Source organism: Salinispora fenicalii (assembly GCF_000514815.1).
GTDB lineage: Bacteria > Actinomycetota > Actinomycetes > Mycobacteriales > Micromonosporaceae > Micromonospora > Micromonospora fenicalii.
In genome coordinates this window covers 130,725-151,677 of the sequence record NZ_AZWQ01000022.1, presented here as the reverse complement: position 1 = coordinate 151,677, position 20,953 = coordinate 130,725, and the positions used below count along the sequence as shown (strand labels likewise).

Genomic DNA, 20,953 nt, shown 5'->3' with positions numbered 1-20,953 from the left:
CGTCCACTGTGTATCTCTTGACAAACAAACATTGCCTGTGATGTTAGGTGTGTTTGATATGTCGATATGTGTTACGGCGGTCATGGCGGAGGGGAAACGCCCGGTTACATTCCGAACCCGGAAGCTAAGCCCTCCAGCGCCGATGGTACTGCACTCGGGAGGGTGTGGGAGAGTAGGACACCGCCGGGCAAAACTTCAGTTGAGGGCCGACCCTACCCGGGTCGGCCCTCAACGCATTTCCGACTCTCCTCTTCTCGGCGCGGCGGGTCAGCACGGCGGGCCGTAGTGGTGCCGGAACATCCCATCCTTCAGGCGGGAAGCACGCCCATCCTTCAGGCGGAGCCGACAAGCGCACTTGCCCGAACCACGTCCGGCCCGGCCTGATCGCCGTCGCGCCACGTATGGTTCAGCCAGATCGCCATTGCGGTGCGCTGCATCGATGGCCGGGCCCTTGTGGTCTGGCCTTCGGGCGAAGCGTTGCAGCTACCGGTGCCGACAGGCGGCTCGACTGGCAGGGCACGTTGGCCCTCACCGTGCTTGTCGGCACCGCCGGAAGGGGCGGCGGGCGTTGACACAGTCGGCGGGCGTTAACACAGCTGCAGTGTGCCGGCGCGACACGCTCTGGTCGCCGCCGACAAAGGAGAGGGCCCCGCGGGCACTACGCCGGCGGGGCCCGATCAGCTCAGGTGGGTGCTCAGGAGGCCTTGTGCGGGGGTTCAGGAGGGCTTCGGGCCGCAGATGAAGCGCGGCTCCGCGGAGTAGCGCCAGCTGAACTTCTCCCGCTTCGCCTCCTTGCCGTTCTTGTAGAACACCCGGTAGGCGTTCTGGCTGAACCCGTTGCTGCCGCTGGCCGCGATGCAGTCTGGCCCCGGCTCCAGGTAGACCGTCTTGGGCTTGGTGATGTTGCTACGGGGGCCGTACTCCGTCTTCACCTTGTCCCAGACCTTCGTGCTCCAGATCGAGACGGTGATACTGCTCGACGTGTACGACGTATCGATGAGGAGCCCGTACTCGGTGTTGTTGCGGAACTTGAAGTCGAGATTTGGGTAGAAGATCGTGGACTCGATGACCGCCGGATAGCGGCTGAAATAGTACGAGTGGGGCTTATGCTCGACATCCTCGAGCCCCGCGTAGTAGGTGGCGTTGAACAACGTCGTGGTGAACTGCGAGACACCGCCGCCGACCCCCGGTACGAGCTTGCCATTGAGGATGACCGCCGCGTCCCGGTAGCCCTGTGCGTAGTTTCGGTCGCCCGTGTGCCCGTTCAAGGAGAACGTCTCGCCGGGTAGCACCAGTGTGTTGTCAACCTCCTTGGCGGCGGTGATGATGTTATGGCTGCGGGGTGAGGAGAGCCCGCCGGAGAACTGGGTGGTGAAGGTCGACACCTTCTCCTTGATACCCAGACCGGCCAACTTCTCGGTGGTGAGCTCTGGCTTCTTTGTCTTGAGCGTGCCGGTCACCTGGCGGCCCTCCGACTGCGGTAGGACCGCGAAGAGGGCCTCCCCAAGGCTGCTGGTGTCCAGCTCCTTCCCGTCCTGGCTAGCGATGATCTTTGGCTTGCCGTCGGTGAGCGTCATCCGAGCGTTCTTCGGGGTCACCTCGACCTTGGCCAGGTCGTCGTCGAGTGCGCTGCGGAGCCGCTCGCCATCGACTTTTGCCGACAACGCGCCAGCCTCGTCGGTGGTGAACAGCAGGCTCTTCGCGATCGCCGCCGGCGGAATGCTCACCGAGCCCTCGTCCGTCGTCAGGGTCACCGGGGCCGCCACGGCCGGCTTCGCCAACTCGGTCACCATCCGGTCCACCTCCTCGGCGGTGGTCACCGGGTGCGTCTCGGTCAGCGGAATGGTGACTGGCTCGCCGCTCAACCAGCCCTCCCGAACCGCTTGCGCGGAGTGCTCCGGGTTGAGCTCCAGGCTGGGCTTCGGGTGGGTTACCTTCGGGGTGAGGCCACTCCAGGTGATTCCGGGCATGGTCATCTTGCGGCTCTGGTCCCCCAAGACCTCCTTGAGCGCCGTGTCGAGCTGTTCCCCGTCCACCGTCACCACCGGTGGCACCGCGCGGGAGCCGACGAGGCGCTCAAAGGCGTGCGCCTTCACCTGCATGGCGGCTCGCACGGTGGCCTCCACGTCAACCTGGAGACCCACCTCGGCCGGCACCAGGTCCGCAGTGCGTTCGCCGACGACTACCGGCAGGGGTGCATTCAGTTCGGCGGCCTGTCGTTCCACCGCCGCGCGCAGCTGCTCGACCGCGGCCGCCTGGCTCTGACCACCGAGTTCCGTGCCGAGGACCGTCGTGCCACGGGGCACGTCACCGGCGTACGCGTAGGCACCGATGCCGACTGCGGAGGCGAGCACCGAGGTTGTCACCCCGGCGGCGATTAGCAGCCAGGCGCGGTTGGCCCGCCCCCCGCGAGGCGGAAAAGACCACTTGCCGCCAGGAAAGAACCACTTTCTGCCCGATTGACGATTGGCGGGTTCCGCTTCCTCAACCGGCCATCTCACCGCGGCTACCTGCACGGTGGGCCGGTCGTCGGCGGGCAGATTATTGTCGCCGTACAGGGTCACAGTCACCTCGATTAGGGGCGTCACGCTTGGGCAGTTATCACACCCAGATGGAAACTACGGTAACCAACGTGTGCCCGTGGCGGCAGGTCGCGTCTTGCATCGCGTGTCGCGTCTCCCCCGATCCCCGCGGATCGGTCTGGACGTGCGACGGTGGGATCCATGCGGGAGGATGAGGTGACCCTGGCGTACGGCGGTGGTTGGGTGGATCGGGCCGGTGCCCTCCGCGCCGATCCGGATCGACTGGCGACGCTACTGGGCGCGGCAGATGCCAGAGTGCTGCCGTTGTGGCAGGACCGCTGCCTGGTCAATGGTGCGGTGCCGGTTCGGCTGAGCGGCGAAGCGGCGACAACGGCTCGCGCCGCCGCGGCGGAGACGGTCTTCCTCGGTTTCGTCGCGGGGCAAGCAGTCTTCGCGGTGGACCTCTCCAAGCTCACTGAGGACGCCGCCCTGGCGGCTGCCGGGGCAGCGCGGACGGTAGATGTGCGCGGGCTCGTCGGGCAGCTCAGCCCAGCCGAGGCAGCCATCCAGGCGTACGCGCGCGGTCTGCTGCACTGGCACCGGCAGCAGCGGTACTGCGGCACGTGCGGTGGGGTGACCAGCGTCCAGGATGCCGGGCATGCCCGACGGTGTACGGAGCCGGACTGTGCCCGGCTGTACTTTCCCCGGATTGAGCCCGCCATCATCGTGCTGGTGGAGACAGCTGGCTCGCCCGGTCGTTGCCTGTTGGCCCGGCACAACGGGGCGGCTGAGAACGCGTTTTCGACCCTCGCCGGCTTCGTCGAGGTGGGAGAGACGTTGGAAGACGCGGTCCGGCGGGAGGTAGCCGAAGAAGCGGGCGTCGTGGTGACCGACGTGGCGTACCAGGGGTCGCAGGCCTGGCCGTTTCCGGCGGGGCTGATGGTGGGCTTCCGGGCCACCGCCGGATCCGACGAGATCCGGGTGGACGGGGTCGAGCTGCTGGAGGCGCGATGGTTCACTCGTGCCGAGCTGCGTCAGCGGGCGGCGGCAGGGCATCGGCTCGGCCGATTGGACTCGATCGGTCACCATTTGCTCAACAGCTGGCTGGCCGAGGACGAAGCAGCCGCGTCAGCTCCCCGCTGACGCCCGCCGCGGCGCCGGAACCCGCCGGCCGGCTCGCGTTGGTGTCGACATCCACGTTCGGAGTGTCATGACCAGGGTCGTGACCACGGCGGCTCCCAGGGTGGGCCAGAGCAGTCCGGCGACGGTCCGCGGAGCGGTCCACAGCGCGACCGTCGTCAGCAGGATGCTGCCCACCCACAGCGGCGCGGCGGGCCAGCGGACGCCGGTGGCGACTGCCGCGTTCAGCAGGACGAAAGCGATGGCCCAGAGTGCCCCGACCGCGGCGAAGAGCGGCGCGAGCGGTCCCAGGTGGGCGTAGTCCGAGCCGCCGGCGAGTTGGAAGGCCAGGGTGCCGGCGAAGGCCGAGCCGAGAATCAGTAGTACGCCGCAGCCGGCAGTGACGGCGAGCGCAACGGCCCGACTAAACCGATCGTCGCGGGCCAGCCGGGGCAAGGCGAGTACGGTGGCGACCTGCGGCGCCCAGAGTGCGCCCTTGGTCAGCACCGTCCCCACCGCGTACCCGCCGGAGTCGTCGGCTGGCAGCAGCTGACGGGCGAGGAAGAGGTCCACGTACGAGACGACGAGCATGGCGAGCATCGCGGCGCAGCCGGTCAGAATCTGGCGGGCAGCCAGCGGTGGCGCCGTGGCGGGGGCCGCCGGGGCAGCCGGCCGGGCCAGCGCGGCGAGCCCGACCGGGGTGAGCGTGGCGGTCCCGGCGCCGAGCAGCAGGGATCCGGTTAGGCCGGCATCCAGCAGCAGCCCGACCAGCACTCCGCCGTAGCGACCGGCGGCCAGCAGCCCCATAGCGATGGCCAGTCGAACGAACCGTTGCCCGCCTTGGAGCTCCCCCAACGTTCGGCAGGAGAGCACGATGGCGGCCGTGGTGATCGCCGAGAGGAGGAGGGCCTCGACCGGAAGCCGCAAGCTTGTGATGAGTAGCGGGGTGGCGAGGATCAGGGCGGATGCGCAGAGCGCGGCGGTCAGCCGGGCGGCTCGGCGGGTCTGAGTGGGACCGTGCTTCGCGTGGTGCACGGCGACGGCGAGCTGCAGGCCGAACCCCGGCACGCTCGCGATGGCGATCAGGCCGAGCGTGGTGGCGAGCGCACTGAGCTCGGCGGAGTCGAGCTGGCGGGCTGCCAGTACCGGGGCGAGATAGGCGAGTCCGTTGCCCAGCAGCCCCGCGGCGGTCACGGCTAGGCCGGCGGTACCGAGTGCCCGGGCGCCGGTGCTCGGGGAAGGCGTCCGCGAACCGTCCACATCGTCGGTTCGCCGGCTCACACGATTCCCGAGGGGTCGGAGTCCCGCCAGGAGGTGGCCGCGGCGACGCCACCACGCGACTGTATGGGTACCTCCACCGCTGGCGGCACCGTGGCGGGGCGTTGGGGAACGCGGTGGACGGGCTGGCGTCGAAGGCAGGTCGACAACCAGAGGCAGCCGAGGGCGAGGACCGTCAGCAGCTGCGGAAGGGCGGCGGTGTGCCGTTGGGTGGCGTCCAGGTGTGTCCAGCCGGCGAAGAGGACGAGGACGGTGGGGAGCCAGGACTCGGCGAACCGGGGGGCGAGCCGGACCCAGCGGGGGTCGGTCGACCGCGGGCTGCGCAGCGAACCGGGGAGGGCGAGCAGGACCCCAGCGGCGACGAGTACCGCACCGACGAGGCCACCGAGCAGGATCAGGGCAATAGCGCCGACCGCGAGCAGGGGCAGGGCGCGGGGGGCTCGGCGCCGCGGTCGACGAGCCGGTTGGGCCGGGCCGCTACGGCGACGTTCGGGAAGCAGCGCGAGGAGTGCGACGCCCAGGAGCAGGACGCCTCCGGTCAGGAGCGCCACCTGGTACGGGCCGTCCGGGGTGAAGCGCAGGATGACCTCGCCCGCGGTTCCGGCGGGCAACACCCAGCCCTGCTGCCAGCCGTCGACGACAACGGGGCGCAGCGGCTCGCCGGCGAGCGTGGCCTGCCAGCCCCGGTTGGTGTTCTCCCGTACCGCGAGTACCCGTTCGACGGGGTGCTCCGCGACCTGCACCCGCCGCTCGGTCACATCCCATGTGGTGACGTCGAGGGCGCTCGGTGCCATCACATCCGTGCTCTGCTGCGGTACGAGAGCGACCCGGGTCGGCGTGGCGATGTCGCTGGCGGAGGCGACGAGGCGGTGCTCGGTGGCGCCGAGCGGCATCTCGGTGTCGGTGCCGCACGGCTCGGCCGGAACCTCCCTTAGCTCCAGGAAGTCCCGCATCGTGCCGCGTAGGGCGGTGGCTACCGGCTCTTCGCCGATCGTCAGCGTTGGGCCGGAGCCGCAGTCCAGCGTTAAGGGTGTGTCCAGGTCTGCTGGGCTGGTGGGGGCGCCCGGAAGTACGGTGATCTCCCCGACCGCGATCGGTAGGGGCTCGGGCAACTGAAGTCCGTACGGATCGATGCTGGTGGCGGAGGGCGAATCGAGGAACTGGATGGTGATCTCGCTGGTTCGGGCCGGCGGATCCAGGGTCAGCACTCCGTCCTCACCGAGCAGGCCGGCGCGGATGCCATCGTCGGCGATCACCCGTACGCTGCCGAGCCGGGTGGCCGCGACGGCCGGGTCGACGGTGAAGCGAAGGCCGCTGACCTCCTGGGGCTTGAGCCAGGTGAGGCGCAGGATCGGGGCGTCATCGTCGATCGACGGTGACCAGCTGGTGGCCGGGTCCCCATCCAACACCGCGCCGGGGCGGCGGGTCGGATGTGGGACGCCGGTTGACGAGACGCTTACCTCGGGCGCGAGGCCCAGTGCCTGGGTGGCGGTCACCGCCTGGTCCAGGGCCGTGTGTAGGGCGGAGCCGTCCATCGGGCGGGCCCACACCTGTGGGTCGTAGGTCCCGGCAGCGGGCAGGGTGAGCGTACGGTCGATCGTGCGTCCATCCTCTGAGCCGCGGATCGCGTTGGTGGAACAGTGCGGTTTCCCGTCAACCATGAAGCAGGCGGGCGTGCGGGGATCGGCGGAGACGACGACGGCCGGTGGTTGGTCGGTGGCGGGTGCGTCCGGCAGCCGGAGGGTGCGACTGGTCTGGATGCCCGGGATGCTGATTTCGGAGACCCCCACCACCCCCGTGCCGAGTGGGCGGAGGGCGAAGGTGTCGTCGATGGCGATGCGGATCCGCTGGGTGGCGTGGATGCCCGTCAGGTCGAAGGTCATTCGATCGCTGAAGCTCTCCACGGTCCGGCTCTCGTATCCGGCGGTGACGGTCACCGCGGTCGGCACCACGTCCGCCGTCAGGTCGAAGTTGAGCTCCACCTTTGTGATGTTGGTGGGGTTCTCCAGCGCTACCTCGATCCACTGCCGATCGCCGTGGCTGTACGGGGCGGACTGCCAGGAGGTCGTCGGGTCGCCGTCCATCGCCGCGTACGGCTGATGCTCGGAGCGGTTCCCGCCGGGGACGCTGACCTGTGCGCGCGCTGTTGAGGTAAGGATCGAGTTGATGCCTTCGAACTGCGCCACGGTGGACCAGTTCGCCGCCCAGTCGGGCAGGTAGTCGTGTGCGGGTGCCGACGGCGCGAGGGGTTCGTCAGCGGTGCGGGTGTGCGAGACGTTGTCCTGGGACCGACCGAAGGAGACCTCACGGCGCCGAAGTCCGTCGGTCAGCGCGACCGGCCCGTAGCCGTCGTCGGCATCCGCGTCGCCGGCCAGGATCGTGGGGGCCGGGCTCAACAGGCCCGCCGCGGCGAGGTCGAGCAGCGATTCCGGGCCGCCGACGACGGTGGCGACATCCGTTCGGTCGTAGGCGACGACTGGCTCCACCCGGCGGGTGACCTGGTAGACCTCGAGTGCCCGTCCCGGCACATCGAGTCCCTGGTCGCGATGTTCGCCCGCCTTCTCCGGCCCACCCCGGACCGGGCCGAAGGTGGTGACCTGGGTCAGCCCCGGTGAGCGCTGCAGGGCCTGACGAACCACGGCGGGGCGGGTCGTGTCGGAGCGACCGTGGTCGAGGTCGGCTCGGAACAGGACATGGCTGATCCCGGAGCGGGCGAGGAGGTCGGCGAGGCCCGTCGAGCCGGCGCCGGAGCTGAGCGTGGCTTCGATTGCGTCCAGGAGCCGAATGGTGGTGGGCGGGGTGAAGGGGATGGAGTTACGTACCGCCCAGTTGCTCTCCAACAGCGGTTGGGTGATCTCGTCGGTGGTGCTGCCCCAGTCGTAGGCGGGACGGCGTGCTCCGGGGACGACGAGCACCCGTCCCGGGCCGGTGTTCGCGTCCAGCCAGTCGGTGGCCTCCTGCCAGTATCGGGGTACTTCCCGTGCGCTTCCGGGGGTGGCGAGTCCGCCGACGATCGCCGGGCTGGCGACCGCCGCGACCGCTGCCATGGTCACGCCGGTGGTGATCCAGGCCCGCGCGACGGCCGGCTTGCGTCGCGCGGTGGGCGCGGTACGCGCTGCCCGCGCGACCAGGCTGACCAGGTGGGCCAATCCGAGCGCTAGCGGTAGACGGAGCAGGACGTCGAACTTGTGGGTGTTCCGCAGTGGTGCGCCGACCCCGTCGAGGAACTGTCGCCCTTCTCCGGCGAGGAGATTGGGGAGGTCGCTGACGTGTCCGAACCCGACCATTGCGGCGCCGAGCACCAGGCCGGTGACGAGGAAGCGGCGGTGTGGCATCCCGCGCCGGGAAAGCCCCAGTACTCCCAGGGCGGCGACGGCGAGCGTGGCGAGGATCAGCGTCAGCTCGTTGGCTAGCCGGGCGCCGCCGGGGATTGCCTGCTCAACCGGGGAGGCCAGGTACGCCAGCCAGTAGGACGCGCCGCGGAGCGTCGTCACGGCGTCGGTCACGCTGGTGGTGCTCTGGGCGGTTTCGATGTAGTCGAGGAACGGTGGGCTGTACCGCCCGAGAATGAGTAGTGGAACCAGCCACCAGGCAGTGGCCAGGGCCACCGCACCACACCAGGCGGCGATTGCACTGATCCGGCGGCGGATCGGCGCGAGGGTGGCGAGCCAGAGCAGAGCGAGCGGCACCACCGCGAACACGGCGGTCGCATTGACCCCGCCCGCACAGGCCACGGCGAGTGCTGACCCCGCGACTGCCCGACGCAGGGGTGCACCGTGGGCGAGGCCGACCAGGGGGATCAGCACCCACGGCGCCACCGCGCTGGGCCAGGATTCGACCGAGGACCAGCCGAGCTGGGTGAGGATCCGGGGCGACAGGGCGAAGGCGATACCAGCGATCATGCGTCCGGTGGGCGAGCCGATGCCGAGGCTGCCGGCCAGCCGCACCACGCCCAGGTAGGCGACGCAGAAGAGCAGCGCCCACCACAACCGTTGGACCACCCACGGTGCCAGGCCAAGCTCCGAACCCACCAGGAAGAACGGACCCATTGGCCAGAGGTACCCGTAGGCCTGGTTCTGTAGCTGGCCGAAGGCGCCGGCGGGGTCCCAGAGGTGCAGCGAGCGGAGCAGCCACCCGGCGGGATTGACGTTCAGATCGACCTTGGTGTCGGGGGCGATCAGCCCAGGTGCCTGTTGGAAGGCGAGGGCGGTGAGGACGACGCAGATGGCGAGGTGCCGGAATCCTTGGGCCAGCCGTCGGGGTCGATTCGGCTGCGTTCCGGCACCACTGGTCACCTCTGCACGCATGTCGCTCCTGTTCCGCCGGGCGGTACGGGTACCGGCAGCCGACGACGGTCGAGCGACGTAGCCGGGACCGGGGGTGGGCGGGGTGGCACCAACGAATGGTGTGACGAATGTGGATGGACGGCCACCCCCCACGGCGTGTAAGCGTGTGGCAGGCTGCCGAGCATGTCAATGCCAGAGGCTGGGGCTGTGGCACCTGCGGAACCCGCTGCGCCCGTGTCCGACGAGCCGAGAGCGTTCGTGCTGCAGTTTCGTCTGGACCGGGTCACAGCGGTGGCGGTAGCCCTCATCGTGGTGTCGGTGGCCTGGCGGGCCGGCCTCGCCACACGTGGCTGGTTCTCCCAGGACGAGTTCGTCATCGCCGCCCAGGCTCTTGATGCCCGGTTGGACGTGGATTTCCTGCTGCGAACCTTCAACAACCACCTGATGCCCGGCGGCCTGTTGACAGCGTGGCTGATGGTGCGGCTGGCCGGCTTCGCCACCTGGCCCTGGGTGCTGATGCTGGCGGTGGGGCAGGCGGCCGTGGGTGTCGCCGTCTATCGACTGCTGCGCGACCTGCTGCGGCCGGGCTGGGGTCTGCTGGTCCCGTTGGCTCTCTTTTTGTTCAGCCCGCTGACGCTGGAGGTGTCGTCGCTGTGGCTGGTCGGGCTGCTCCTGTTGCCGGTGCAGCTCGCCCTGGTCTTGGCGGTGCGGGCGCAGGTCCGGTACGTGCGCAGCGGTCGTCGCAGGCACCTCGCGATGGTCGCCCTGTGGCTGCTGTTCGGCCTGCTGTTCGACCCGAAGGCGCTGTTGATAGCGCCGCTGTTGTTCCTGCTGACAGTCTTCTTGTTCACCGACGGCTCGCCGTGGCGCAGCCTGGTTACGGCGCTGCGCCGGCACTGGCAGGCCTGGCTGTTGCTCACCGTGCTCTCCGGGGCCTACCTGGCGTTCTACCTGACCCGACCGGCTCGTGCGCTGGACCAGCTGACCTCGCCCGGTCAGGTTTTTACCTTCCTCGGTGACCTGGTCGGTGCGACCGTCGTGCCGGGCCTGCTTGGGGGTCCGTGGCGTTGGGTGTACGCCGGTGATGGGCCGCCGTTGGTGGATCCCTATCCGGTCGCGATGTGGCTGTCGTGGCTGGTGCTGGCGACACTGGTCGTGGTGACGGTCCGCCGGCGACCGTCGGCGGCGCGGGCCTGGCTGCTCCTGGCCTGCTACCTCGGCCTGGTCGCGGCACTCTTCGCGGTGACCCGCCTCGGTGGCGCGCTCGGTCCGATAGTGGGTACCGTCCCCCGCTTCGTGGCTGACGTGGTTCCGGTAGCCGCGATCTGCATCGGGGTGGCCCTGTTCGGGCTCCGCGAGGACAGCGAGGAGACCCGGTACGCCCCCGGACCGCTACCGGGGGGCCCGTGGGCGTTCGACTCCAGCGCGCTTGGTCGGGTTGCGATCGCCGCCCTGGTCGCGGTTGGGCTCGGAACGGTGTGGAGCACCGTGCAGTTCGGGGAGAACTGGAGCACCAAGCACGGCCGGGAATACCTCGCCACGACGCAGGCCGAACTTGCCGCCGCGCCAGCGGACACCGTCTTCCTGGACACGATCGTTCCCGACCGGGTCGTCGCCGGCTATTTCTGGCCGGACAACCTTCAGTCGCACTTCTTCCGGCCGGCGGAGCGCCGGCCGGAATTCGTCGAGGTGGCCGAGCTGCCGGTGACCTTCGATGCGGAGGGTCGAATCCGTCCGGTTCGGATCGAGGGAGTCAAGGTTCTGCCAGGCACGGTGCCCGACTGCGGGCATCTGGTGGAGAGCGGGCGAACGACCCGGATTCCGTTGGAAGTGCCGGTGGAGGAGTGGCCGTACGTGGTGGAGTTCGGCTACCTGAGCTCCGGCGACGCGACCGCGACCATGCGCCTGGGCGAGGCCACCCGGGAGATCCCGTTGCGGGGCGGACTCAATCAGCTGTACTTCCCGTTACTCGGTGCGGGGGACGCCGTCGAGGTCACCATCAGCACTCCGGACATCGCCGTCTGTACCAGGTTGATCACTGTCGGGCGGGTGGTGCCGGCGTCGTGAGTGGGTGACCGATCTGCCGACCGGGCCCGAGTGGCTCGAGATCGGTTCCTGTTGTACGCCGTCGCGGCGGTGGTGACGGTGGTGGTGCTCGCTCCACTGGTGGCGCCGGGCTACGTGTTGCGCTACGACATGGTGTTCGTGCCCCGACAGCCGCTGAACTGGGAACTCGTGGCACCAGCACAGGGCCTGCCGCGGGCGGTGCCGATCGACGCCGTGGTCTCGGTGCTCACCCAGCTCGTCCCGGGCTGGGTCGTGCAGCGAATTGCGCTCGGCGGGGTGATCCTGCTGGCGGCGGTCGGTGCCGGGCGCTTGGTGCCGACCGAACGGATCGGGGTTCGGCTACTCGCCGCGGTCGGTTACGCCTGGACGCCGTACCTGGCCGAGCGGTTGTTGATCGGGCAGTGGGGGCTGCTGGTCGGGTACGCCGCTCTGCCATGGCTGGTGCGGGCCGGGTTGGAGCTGCGGGCCGGGCGGGCCGGCGCGGTGCCCCGCGTGCTGCTCGCCGCCGCGCCGGCTGCGATAACCCCGACCGGGGGCCTGATCGCGTTCGGTGTGGTGTCGCTGCTCGCACCGCAGCGGGGGCGTTGGCGGGAGTCGACGGTCGCGGTGGTGGGGGTCGCCTTGCTCAACGCCCCGTGGGTGACCGCTGCCCTGGTCACTGAGGCGGGCGGAACCTCCGACCCGGCGGGGGTGGCGGCCTTCGCGGCCCGGGGCGAGAACTGGGCGGGTCCGCTGGCGGCGCTCCTGGGCACCGGGGGCATCTGGAGCGCTCAGGCCACTCCGGCGAGCCGAGCCCTGCCCTTGGTACCGCTGGTGACCCTGGTGCTGTTGGCCCTGGCCGGCGCCGGGTTCGCCCTGCTGCGGCGCCGGCTGCCGCCGGGTGCTTCGACTCGACTGTTGGTGCTGGCGGGGGCCGGGTTCCTGCTCGCTGTGCTTGGCGCGGTGCCGGGGACCGCTGACGTGCTGCGCTGGGCGGTGGCGCAGCTACCGGGGGCCGGGCTGCTTCGCGACGGGCAGAAGTTCCTGGCGCCGTACGCGTTGCTGCTGGTGGTGTGCGTGGCGCTGGGCGCCGAGCGGCTCGTGACCCGGGTGGAGCGGACGAACCGGGAGGTGGCGGGGGTGGTGCTGGGTGGCGTGTTGCTGTTGCCGGTCGCGGCTATGCCGGATCTCGCGTTTGGTGGCGCAGGTCGGTTGTGGCCGGTCAGCTATCCGGCGGACTGGCAGGTGGTGGCGGGGCGACTGGCCGACGATCCCGGCGGGGAGGTCTTGGTGCTGCCATTGAGCGGCTACCGCGCGTACCCGTGGAATGCCGGGCGGACCGTCCTGGACCCGGCCCCTCGCTATCTACCGGCGACGGTATTGATTGATGACACGCTCCGGGTTGGTGATGTCGCGGTGACCGGCGAGAACATGCGCCTGCGGGAGGTCCGGCACCTGCTCGGGGCGGGACGGCCGGCGGTGGAGACGGGGGTGCGCTGGGTGCTGGTGCAGCAACACCGCGCGGATCAGGTGGATCCGGCTACCCTCACCGGCCTTGAGGTGGTGCACCAGGGGACGTTCCTGGCCCTCTATCGCAACCCAGTCGTACCGCCGAGCTCAGTGGTGGTGTCGCCGGCTCGGTGGGCGGTGGTGGTGGCGTTTGCTATCGCCGTTGCAGTGGTGGTCGCCGCCATGTTTCGGCGCTACGCCAGCGGGCTACTGCGTGGTAACCTCCGCTCCGAGGTTCAGACATTGGAGGATTGGCATGCGTAAAGCCCTGACCTTGGTCGTATCCGGCCTGGTGGCGGCGGTGCTCGGGATCCTTTCTCTCGGCGGGTTGGCGGCCGCGACAACCGCCACCGAGGAGGAGGCGGTTGCCAAGGCTCAAGAGCTGATCGAAAAGGCCAAGCAGGCCAACGAGCCGGACCCCTACACACCCGAGATCTACGGCAGCAGGTAGGACGGGGCGCCCCGTGACCGGGTCTGGCGGGGCGACTCCGCACTCTCCAGGAGGGTGGCGAAGCGGCTTCCGGCTGCCGGCCAGGTAAAGCTCGCCGCGTGCTCCTGGGCTGCCGCACCCAGCTGTTGCCGTAGTTCGGGGTCGTGTAGCAGGGTTCGCACCTTCGCCAGGTAGTCGTCTACGTCGTCGGCGAGAAGCCCCGTTTGGCCGTCTACCACCGCCTCGCCCACGCCGCCCGCGCTCCGGAACGCGACCGTCGGGGTACCCGCCGATCCCGCCTCCACGATGGTCAGTCCCCAGCCTTCCTTCAGGGACGGAGTCAGTGCCACCCAGGCCGACGCGAGGAGGGCCGCCTTCTCCTGCTCTGTCACGAACCCCCGGAACTCCACTCGGTCGGTGATGCCCAACTCGTTGGCGACCTCGCGGAGTCGCCCTTCCCACCAGCCCTGGCCGGCGACGACCAGCCGCAACTTCGGTAGCTCCTCGGCGAGAGTCGCGACGGCCCGCAATGCCACCTCGACGCGCTTGTGCGGGACCAGTCGGTTCAGCGTGACGAGCAGTGGGGAGGACGCGCGTTTCGCGTCGGTGTCCGGGAGCGGCGGGGTGCCGTTGTGCACCACGGAAACCTGTTTCGCCGGTACGCCGAGCTGGATCAGCTCCTGGCGGGTGGCTTCGGAGACCGTGACGTGGTGGCAGTGCCGGTAGACGCGTATGGCAAATGATGACTCCACCCACCAGCCAAGTCGAGCCGCCCATGCTGGAAGCACCACACCCCATTGTTCTCGGTGAATGTGGTGGATCAGCTTGACAATCGGTCGTCGGGACCAAAGTGGTGCCATGAATGGCAAGCCGTTGCAGACGTCCACGAGTGCGTTCGGTCGGCCGCCGCGCCGGCGGGACAGGGGGCCGAAACCGAGCGCGCCGGCGAGATAGTAGAACGCGGCCCACAGGTACACAGTGTGGCGTCCACCCCGTCTGACCAGCCGGATGCCGTCATTATTGACCTCGTCGGGGGGGCCCTGGCGATGCGCGGCACAGAACAGTGTGGCCCGGAAGCCGCGTGTCACCAGTTCTGCGGCGATCCGCTCGACGTATACCTCGGATCCACCACCTTCGGGGTTCCGGGTATCCCGCCAGTTGAGGAACAGCACATGGCCAGCGGTGGCGGAAAAGCGCTCCACGTGATCCCTACTCTCGAGTAATTTAGCGTCACACTAAAGCTCGAAAGTCGACACGGCAATGCCTGTACGAAATATATGCGTCAATGTGGTGGATTGACCGTCGGTGCTCTGCTCTCGGGTTGGGCAGTGGCCGGTCGAGGGTGACGGCGGGCGCCGAGCGCCTGGATCGGGCGTTCGATGCCGTAGTAGCTCGCCGTCGCGAACGCCAGCCCACCCGCCATCGTCAGGGCGAAGGTTTCGAGGAGGCCGCCGGTGAACAGTGGGCGGTCCGCCGCTAAATAGATCATTTCGATCACCAGCGGATGCCAGAGGAACAGCCCGTACGAGACGAGGCCGAGCCAGCGGGCGGAGGTGCTGCCGAAGGCCTTGTGGACGCCGGTCTTCTGCTCGCCGAACGCTACCGGAATCATGATCAAACTTGCGACCGCGAGATAGAGGGTGAGCTTCACGGCGAACTCCGCAGCGGTCGGCTCGGCGAGGTCGAGCGGGCCGGCGATGGGTGTCGTCGCGATCGCCAGCAGACCCGCGGCCGCGGCCCAGCAGGCGACTGGCGCCGCGGCGAGGTCGTCGAGGACGCGCAGAACGGCCGGACCCGTCCTGGTCTGTAGGGCGACATGCGCCACCGCCAGGACGATGCCGCCGCAGAACCAGGCCGCGTACGAGGGGAGCCACATAGTGTGGACGGCGGTGTTGATGACGCCAAGCCCCATCAGGATGAGCCATCCCGCAGTCACCAGCACGCCGCCGGCGGCGATCGCCAGGGTGCGGACCGGACGCCAGGTCCGGCCTACCGCGAACACTGCGACCAGCGGTAGGACCAGGTAGAACATGACCTCGGTGGCGAGGCTCCAGGTCTGACCGAGGCCCGCGCGAAGCTGATCGCGTTGATAGATCTGGGTGAAGGTCAGGTGGCGGAGCCAGTCACCGGCCGAGGCTGGTCGGTTCTGTGGCAAAACGATGAGGCAGACCAAGACCGTGAGCCAGTAGGCCGGCAGGATCCGCAGGGCACGCCGCCAGAAGTACCGGCGAACACCAGGTCGGGGAAGCCCGGTGGCGGCGCTCAACGCCCAGGGCCGGAAGAGTAGAAATCCGGAGAGTACGAAGAAGACGGCGACTCCGACGTCCATCCGCGCCAACCAGGTGCCCCACTGGCTGTTCATGCTCACGCCGGTGGTGAACCCGACGTGGTGGGCGACGACCGCTACCGAGCCGATCGCGCGGAGCGCATCCAGGGCAGGCAGGCGGCCGGTGATCGACGGATGTGGGGGGCTCGGGGGAACGGTTGTGGACATCTAGACATCCAGGGGGTTCGCTTTAATGTTGACTGGGGAGTAACCTCCCGCCATGTTATGGATCGATTGCCCCGGGCGACAGGCCGTAGGGCGGCAGGCATTACAGGAGGACGAGTGAAGCTTCGGTTGAGTGCCGCGCTCTTCGGGCTCGGCGTCTTGTTGCTGGTCTTCGCGGTCGGGCTGCCTCTCTACGTCGCCCCCGCCATAACCAAGCTCCCCTACGACCTCAAACCAACGACGTTGATCGCGGAAGCGAACAACGCCCGCTTCCTGCAGATCACGGCCGACAGTGAAACAGTCACCGTCGAAGTTCCGCGAGCTACCCTGCGGTCCACGATCGAGGTGCTTCCCCAGCCCGGTGAGACCAAGGATCGGCTCCCCGAGCCGCTCAAGGGCGATGCAGTGATCTGGGATGTCTACCAGACCGTCGTACGGAGTGACACTGAGGACCCGATCACCGCGTACAGCACGCAGCTCGCCCTCTATCGCGTCTCTGGTAGTGCCGCCCCCTGGGATGACCAGTGGCTTAAGCAGGACGACAGCGAGGGGACCCCGACGGGCAACGTCGAATACTCCGGGCTGACCTACAAGTTCCCGTTCGGCGCGAAGAAGAAGGACTACCCGGTCTTCGACCGCGACCTCAAGGAGGCGCTCCCGGCGACCTTCGTCGGCACCGAGACCGTCGAGGGAATCGACGTCTACCGCTACGAGCAGCGGATCGAGGACCGGGTGCTGGACACCTCGGAGGAGAGCCTTCAGGTGCTGCTGAGCACCTTCGCCCCCGGCTCCACGACCGGCGAGATCGTCTACAACAACACCCGGACCTACTGGGTCGATCCGGTAACTGGCGCGTACGTCGACGTGCGTGAGCAACAGCGAAAGGAGCTGCGTCCGGACGTTGGACCCTCCACCGTCCTGCTCGATGCTGACTTCAACTACACGGACGACACGGTTAAGAACAGTGTGGAGACGGTTAAGACCAACCGCCTCAAGATTGGCCTGGCCCGGCTCTGGGGCCCGATCGCCGCAGGTGTCCTCGGACTGATCGCCCTCGCCGTCGGCCTCCGGCTGTTCTTCCAAACCGGGGGCACCGCAGGGCGGCACTCCGCCGAAGCGTCAGTCGCCGGCGGTGCGGCAACTGACAAAGCGGATGAGGATCCGAAGTAGCGGCGTGGATGGTTAACCCCGGGGGGTAGGGGCGGGTCGTGCCCGCCCCTACCCGGGCCCTTGCCCCGCCGGTCCGGCTGCCCTACCTGGACTGATTCGCTGCCCAGCCCCGGGTTGCGCCACCACGATCACGCGGGCAGCGGTCCGGCCTCAGATTCGGGCCAGCGCCCGACGTAACGGGTCCAGGCCGAGTGAGCCCAGATCGAGCGCCTGCCGGTGGAACTCCCGGAGGTCGAAATCCGCTCCCTTGCGAGCCTTGGCATCGGCCCGAGCCTGCAGCCAGATTCGCTCACCAACCTTGTAGGACGGTGCCTGCCCGGGCCAGCCCAGATAGCGGTTCAGCTCGAACCGGAGGACCTCATCCGGCATCCGGCAGTGCGCCCGCATGAACTCCCAGCCCAACTCCGGCGTCCAGCGTTCACCCGGATGGAAGCCGAACGGGTTGTCGGCCGGGATCTCCAGCTCCAGGTGCATCCCGATGTCGACGATCACCCGGGCGGCACGGAGCGCCTGACCGTCGAGCATGCCCAGCCGGTCGCCCGGGTCCTCGAGGTAGCCTAGTTCCTCCATGAGCCGTTCGGCGTAGAGGGCCCAACCCTCGCCGTGCCCGGAAACCCAGCAGAGCAGCCGCTGCCAGCGGTTCAGCGTCTCCGCCCGGAGCACCGTCTGGGCAACCTGAAGGTGGTGGCCCGGAACGCCCTCGTGGTAGACGGTGGTGACCTCGCGCCAGGTGGAGAAGTTGTCGATGCCCTGCGGCACCGCCCACCACATCCGACCGGGACGGGAGAAGTCCTCACTCGGGCCGGTGTAGTAGATCGCGCCGTCACTCGTCGGTGCCAGGCAACACTCGATCTGGTGGACCTGCTCCGGGATGTCGAAGTGAGTGCCGTGCAGCTCGCTGACCGCCTTGTCGGCGAGTTCCTGCATCCAGTTCCGGAACGCCTCCTTGCCCCGGATGGTTCGGGCCGGATCCGCGTCCAGGGCGGCCACCGCCTCGTCAACGGTGGCGCCGGGGCCGACAATCCGGCCGGCGACCGCTCGCATCTCCCGTTCGAGTCGGGCCAGCTCCTCGAACCCCCAGGCGTACGTCTCGTCCAGGTCGACCCGGGCACCGAGAAAGTACTGCGAGGCCAGCTCGTAGTGTGCGCGGCCGGCGGCCTGCTTCGCCCTGCCCTGCGGGGCCAGTTCGGTACGGAGGAACCGGCCGAACTCGGCGGTCGCCGCAGTGGCGGACGTGGCACCCCGACGCAGCTCGGCGCCGAGTGCGCCGCCCGCGCCCAGCCGCTCCGCTAGCCCATGGAAGAAGTTATCCCCGTCCGGGTCCACCCAGGTGTCACACTGCTTGGCTACCTCGAGTAGCTGGGCGCGCGCGCTGGACTGGCCGGCCGCAGCCGCTTCGCGCAGCGTGGTCTGGTACTGCCCGAGTGCTTCGGCGAAGTGGTTGAGCCGCGCGGCAATGTTGGCCTGGGCCTCCTCGCCCTCGGTCGGCATCAGGTCAAACACGGAGCGGAGTTCGTGCAGTCCGCTGGTGATGACGTTGACTCCCCGGCCCACCTCTCCCGCCGTATAACGGGCGAGCTCCAGGCTGAGCCGCTCCTGCATGGCCTCCTTCGCGGTCTGCTCCGGCGGCGACTGCGGCTCCACACCGTCGAGGTCGGCGAGGGTTCGGCGGGTCAGGTCGGCGCGGGCGGCGTAGCCGTCCGGCGAGAGGTCGTCGAGGCGGTCGTCGTGGCCGGTGATGCCGACGTAGGTGGCGCCGGTCGGGCTCAGTGCGGCCCACTCCGCCACGTACCGGTTCGCAATGTCGTCGATTCGTCCCACGATCTAGACCCTACGTGATCGTGAAGTCGGAATGCGCCTGTGAGTTCGGCGGATTTCGGGGTGCCCCCGAGACCCTGGTCGCCGGCCGGGAGGCCCCTGTGACTACCGACACGGCGTCTGAAAATCACCAGACTTTCCCGCGTACGGCCGGCAGAGTGTCAGGGGTGACAGTCGAGTCCGCCCCTCACCGGGCTGCACTGCGGAGCTGGCTGCCCGGGTACCTCGCGTTGGCCGCGATCTGGGGTTCCAGCTTTCTGTTCATCAAGATCGGAGTACGGGAGCTGCATCCCGTGCACCTGACCCTCTACCGGGTCGGCGGCGGCGCGTTAACGCTGCTGATCCTGCTGGCGGTGCTGCGCGACCGACTGCCTCGCGAGCCGCGGGTCTGGGGCCATCTGGTCGTCACCGGTGGGATCGGCGTGGCGCTTCCGTTCACCCTGTTCGGTTACGGCGGGGAGCGGGTCGAGTCCATGCTCTCCGGGATCTGGAATGCCACCACACCGCTGGTCGTGCTCCCCATGGCGGTGCTGGTCTTCCGCACCGAACGGCTGACCACCGCCCGGGCCGTCGGGCTCGGGCTGGGCTTCGTCGGCGTACTGGTGGTGCTTGGGGTGTGGCAGGGGGCGGGTGGCGCGCACTTCGTCGGACAGCTGATGTGCTTCGGCGCCGCGGCCTGCTACGGGGTGACCATCCCGTACCAGAAGAAGTTCGTCGCGGGCCGCTCCTACTCCGGGCTGGCCCTGTCGGCGGCGCAGCTGTTGATGGCGTTGGTGCTGCTCACCATCGTCACCCCGTTCGTGGCGGGTGCCCCGCCGACGCCGGCCGCTCTCTCCGGCTCGGTCCTGGCCAGCATGGTGGCCCTCGGCGCACTCGGTACCGGGCTGGCCTTCCTGATCCACTTCCGTAACATCCGGGTCGCCGGTGCGAGTACCGCGGCGACGGTGACCTACCTGATCCCCGTCTTCGCGGTGCTGGCCGGTGCGCTGGTGCTCGACGAGCGGCTGACCTGGCACCAACCGGTCGGTGCGGTGGTGGTCCTGCTCGGTGTCGCCGTCACCCAGGGCCTGATCGGCCCCCGCCGTCGGCCGCGCGCCGCCGCGCTACCAGCCTCGGTAGCCGGAACCTCGGCCTCGGCGGCGGGAGCTTCGGCTTCGGCGGCGGGTGTACCGGCCACCGCCGGTCAGGAGCGGCTTGCGGCCCACGCCACCAGCCGCTCCGCCGGCCAGGTATTGACCACCCGGTCGGCGGGGACGCCGCAGCGGGCGGCGCGTTCGCAGCCGAACCGTTGCCAGTCGAGCTGACCGGGAGCGTGCGCGTCGGTATTGATCGCGAACTGGCAGCCGGCCTCCAGCGCCCGCCGAATCAGGCGTTTCGGCGGGTCCTGCCGCTCCGGCCGGGAGTTGACCTCGACCACGACGTCCCGCTCCGCGCAGGCCGCGAAGACGGCGTCCGCGTCGAAGTCGCTCTCCCCCCGGGTGCGCCGCCGGTGCCCCCGGTCGCCCGGCCCGGTCACGCCCGCCGGTCGGCTGGAGACCATCCGGCCGGTGCAGTGCCCGAGGATGTCCAGGTGCGGGTTCGCGATCGCGGTGAGCATCCGACGGGTCATCCGCCCCCGTTCGTCCGAGAGGTTGCTGTGCACCGAGCCCACCACCACGTCGAGCTGGGCGAGTAGCTCCTCGTCCTGGTCCAGCGTGCCGTCGGCGAGGATGTCCACCTCGATGCCGGTGAGGATCCGGAACCCCGCCGGTAACGCCTCGTTCAGCTGCGCCACCTGCTCCAACTGGCGGCGCAGCCGGTCGGCGGTGAGCCCGCGCGCCACCTTCAGCCGAGGCGAGTGGTCGGTGAGCACCAGATACTCATGGCCCAGCTCGACCGCGGCCAACGCCATCTCCTCGATTGAGGAGCCGCCGTCGGACCAGTCCGAATGGGTGTGGCAGTCGCCGCGTAGCGCCGTCCGTAGCGCGGTCGCCTCAGCGTCCAGGTCGGTGCCCTCGGTCGCCGCCAGCCGACGCAGGTAGACCGGCTCCTCGCCCGCCAGCGACTCGGCCACGCAGCGGGCGGTGACCGCGCCCACCCCGGACAGGTCGGTGAGCTTGCCGGCCCGGGCCAGCTCGGCGACCTCCGCGGTGGGCAGGGCGGCCACGGCCTTCGCCGCCGACCGGAACGCGCGCACCCGATAGGTGGCCTCGTTGGCCCGCTCCAGCAGAAACGCTATCCGGCGTAGGTCAGCGACGGGATCTCGGGCGGTCATTCCTGCAACCTAGCGGCTGCGGCCAGGACA

The 20,953-nt window shown here is 69.3% G+C and carries 12 protein-coding genes, 1 rRNA gene and 1 pseudogene; 7 read left to right on the top strand and 7 right to left on the bottom strand.

The window, feature by feature from the left end; translation table 11 throughout:
• The first annotated feature begins 72 nt into the window (after nt 1–72).
• Nucleotides 73–189, top strand: a 5S ribosomal RNA gene (gene rrf, locus B116_RS0112455).
• A gap of 527 nt (nt 190–716) precedes the next feature.
• On the opposite strand, the gene B116_RS0112450 is transcribed toward rrf, so the two are convergent.
• On the bottom strand, nt 717–2,564 hold the full coding sequence (locus B116_RS0112450; protein WP_020608314.1) for a VanW family protein: 1,848 nt from the start codon (nt 2,562–2,564) through the stop codon (nt 717–719).
• A 159-nt stretch (nt 2,565–2,723) separates the two neighbouring features.
• Here B116_RS0112450 and nudC point away from each other — a divergent pair, with 159 nt between their 5' ends.
• A complete protein-coding gene (gene nudC, locus B116_RS0112445) occupies nt 2,724–3,665 on the top strand; it encodes an NAD(+) diphosphatase (RefSeq protein WP_018723893.1) in 942 nt (313 codons plus the stop codon).
• Here nudC and B116_RS0112440 read toward each other — a convergent pair.
• Both B116_RS0112440 and B116_RS0112435 read right to left on the bottom strand, forming a co-directional pair.
• Nucleotides 3,651–4,922, bottom strand: a complete 1,272-nt coding sequence (locus B116_RS0112440; RefSeq protein WP_027660283.1) for a lipopolysaccharide biosynthesis protein — start codon at nt 4,920–4,922, stop codon at nt 3,651–3,653. The genes nudC and B116_RS0112440 overlap by 15 nt on opposite strands.
• Entirely contained in the window at nt 4,919–9,226 is a 4,308-nt protein-coding gene (locus B116_RS0112435; protein ID WP_027660282.1) for an alpha-(1->3)-arabinofuranosyltransferase, read from the bottom strand. Before B116_RS0112435 ends, B116_RS0112440 begins: the two co-directional genes overlap by 4 nt.
• Nucleotides 9,227–9,394: 168 nt before the next feature.
• Here B116_RS0112435 and B116_RS0112430 point away from each other — a divergent pair, with 168 nt between their 5' ends.
• Genes B116_RS0112430 through B116_RS0112420 form a run of 3 tightly spaced genes read left to right on the top strand, consistent with a single transcriptional unit; the run spans nt 9,395 to nt 13,211 of the window.
• On the top strand, nt 9,395–11,272 hold the full coding sequence (locus B116_RS0112430) for a hypothetical protein (RefSeq protein WP_027660281.1): 1,878 nt from the start codon (nt 9,395–9,397) through the stop codon (nt 11,270–11,272).
• Nucleotides 11,273–13,024, top strand: a complete 1,752-nt coding sequence (locus tag B116_RS0112425; RefSeq protein WP_027660280.1) for a hypothetical protein — start codon at nt 11,273–11,275, stop codon at nt 13,022–13,024. It abuts the gene before it with no gap.
• On the top strand, nt 13,017–13,211 hold the full coding sequence (locus tag B116_RS0112420; RefSeq protein WP_018723888.1) for a hypothetical protein: 195 nt from the start codon (nt 13,017–13,019) through the stop codon (nt 13,209–13,211). The genes B116_RS0112425 and B116_RS0112420 overlap by 8 nt, the downstream gene beginning before the upstream one ends.
• Here B116_RS0112420 and B116_RS0112415 read toward each other — a convergent pair.
• Both B116_RS0112415 and B116_RS0112410 read right to left on the bottom strand, forming a co-directional pair.
• Nucleotides 13,196–14,392, bottom strand: a complete 1,197-nt coding sequence (locus tag B116_RS0112415) for a glycosyltransferase family 4 protein (protein WP_027660279.1) — start codon at nt 14,390–14,392, stop codon at nt 13,196–13,198. The two genes, B116_RS0112420 and B116_RS0112415, sit on opposite strands and share 16 nt — an antisense overlap.
• Before the next feature lie 80 nt (nt 14,393–14,472).
• On the bottom strand, nt 14,473–15,684 hold the full coding sequence (locus tag B116_RS0112410) for an acyltransferase family protein (RefSeq protein ID WP_027660278.1): 1,212 nt from the start codon (nt 15,682–15,684) through the stop codon (nt 14,473–14,475).
• Nucleotides 15,685–15,798: 114 nt separating this feature from the next.
• Between B116_RS0112410 and B116_RS0112405 the strand changes: the two genes are divergently transcribed.
• Nucleotides 15,799–16,851, top strand: a complete 1,053-nt coding sequence (locus tag B116_RS0112405; protein WP_027660277.1) for a DUF3068 domain-containing protein — start codon at nt 15,799–15,801, stop codon at nt 16,849–16,851.
• A gap of 150 nt (nt 16,852–17,001) precedes the next feature.
• Here B116_RS0112405 and B116_RS0112400 read toward each other — a convergent pair whose 3' ends face one another.
• Nucleotides 17,002–18,672 carry a DUF885 domain-containing protein gene (locus B116_RS0112400; RefSeq protein WP_018723884.1) on the bottom strand — a complete coding sequence of 557 codons (1,671 nt, stop codon included), beginning with the start codon at nt 18,670–18,672 and terminating at the stop codon, nt 17,002–17,004.
• A 164-nt stretch (nt 18,673–18,836) separates the two neighbouring features.
• On the opposite strand from B116_RS0112400, the gene B116_RS25065 reads away from it, so the two are divergent.
• Nucleotides 18,837–19,973: a DMT family transporter gene (locus B116_RS25065; protein WP_317888962.1), complete on the top strand. Its 1,137-nt coding sequence runs from the start codon at nt 18,837–18,839 to the stop codon at nt 19,971–19,973.
• On the opposite strand, the pseudogene B116_RS0112390 reads toward B116_RS25065, so the two are convergent.
• A pseudogene (locus B116_RS0112390) lies at nt 19,922–20,923 on the bottom strand (PHP domain-containing protein); the annotation flags it as partial. The gene B116_RS25065 and the pseudogene B116_RS0112390 sit on opposite strands and share 52 nt — an antisense overlap.
• Between the last annotated feature and the right edge of the window lie 30 nt (nt 20,924–20,953).

Bases quoted from the DNA above. Each gene is read 5' to 3' on its own strand.
- nudC (WP_018723893.1), top strand. From the start codon at position 2,724: ATGCGGGAGGATGAGGTGACCCTGGCGTACGGCGGTGGTTGGGTGGAT.
- B116_RS0112435 (WP_027660282.1), bottom strand. From the start codon at position 9,226: ATGCGTGCAGAGGTGACCAGTGGTGCCGGAACGCAGCCGAATCGACCC.
- B116_RS0112430 (WP_027660281.1), top strand. From the start codon at position 9,395: ATGCCAGAGGCTGGGGCTGTGGCACCTGCGGAACCCGCTGCGCCCGTG.
- B116_RS0112420 (WP_018723888.1), top strand. From the start codon at position 13,017: ATGCGTAAAGCCCTGACCTTGGTCGTATCCGGCCTGGTGGCGGCGGTG.
- B116_RS0112410 (WP_027660278.1), bottom strand. From the start codon at position 15,684: ATGTCCACAACCGTTCCCCCGAGCCCCCCACATCCGTCGATCACCGGC.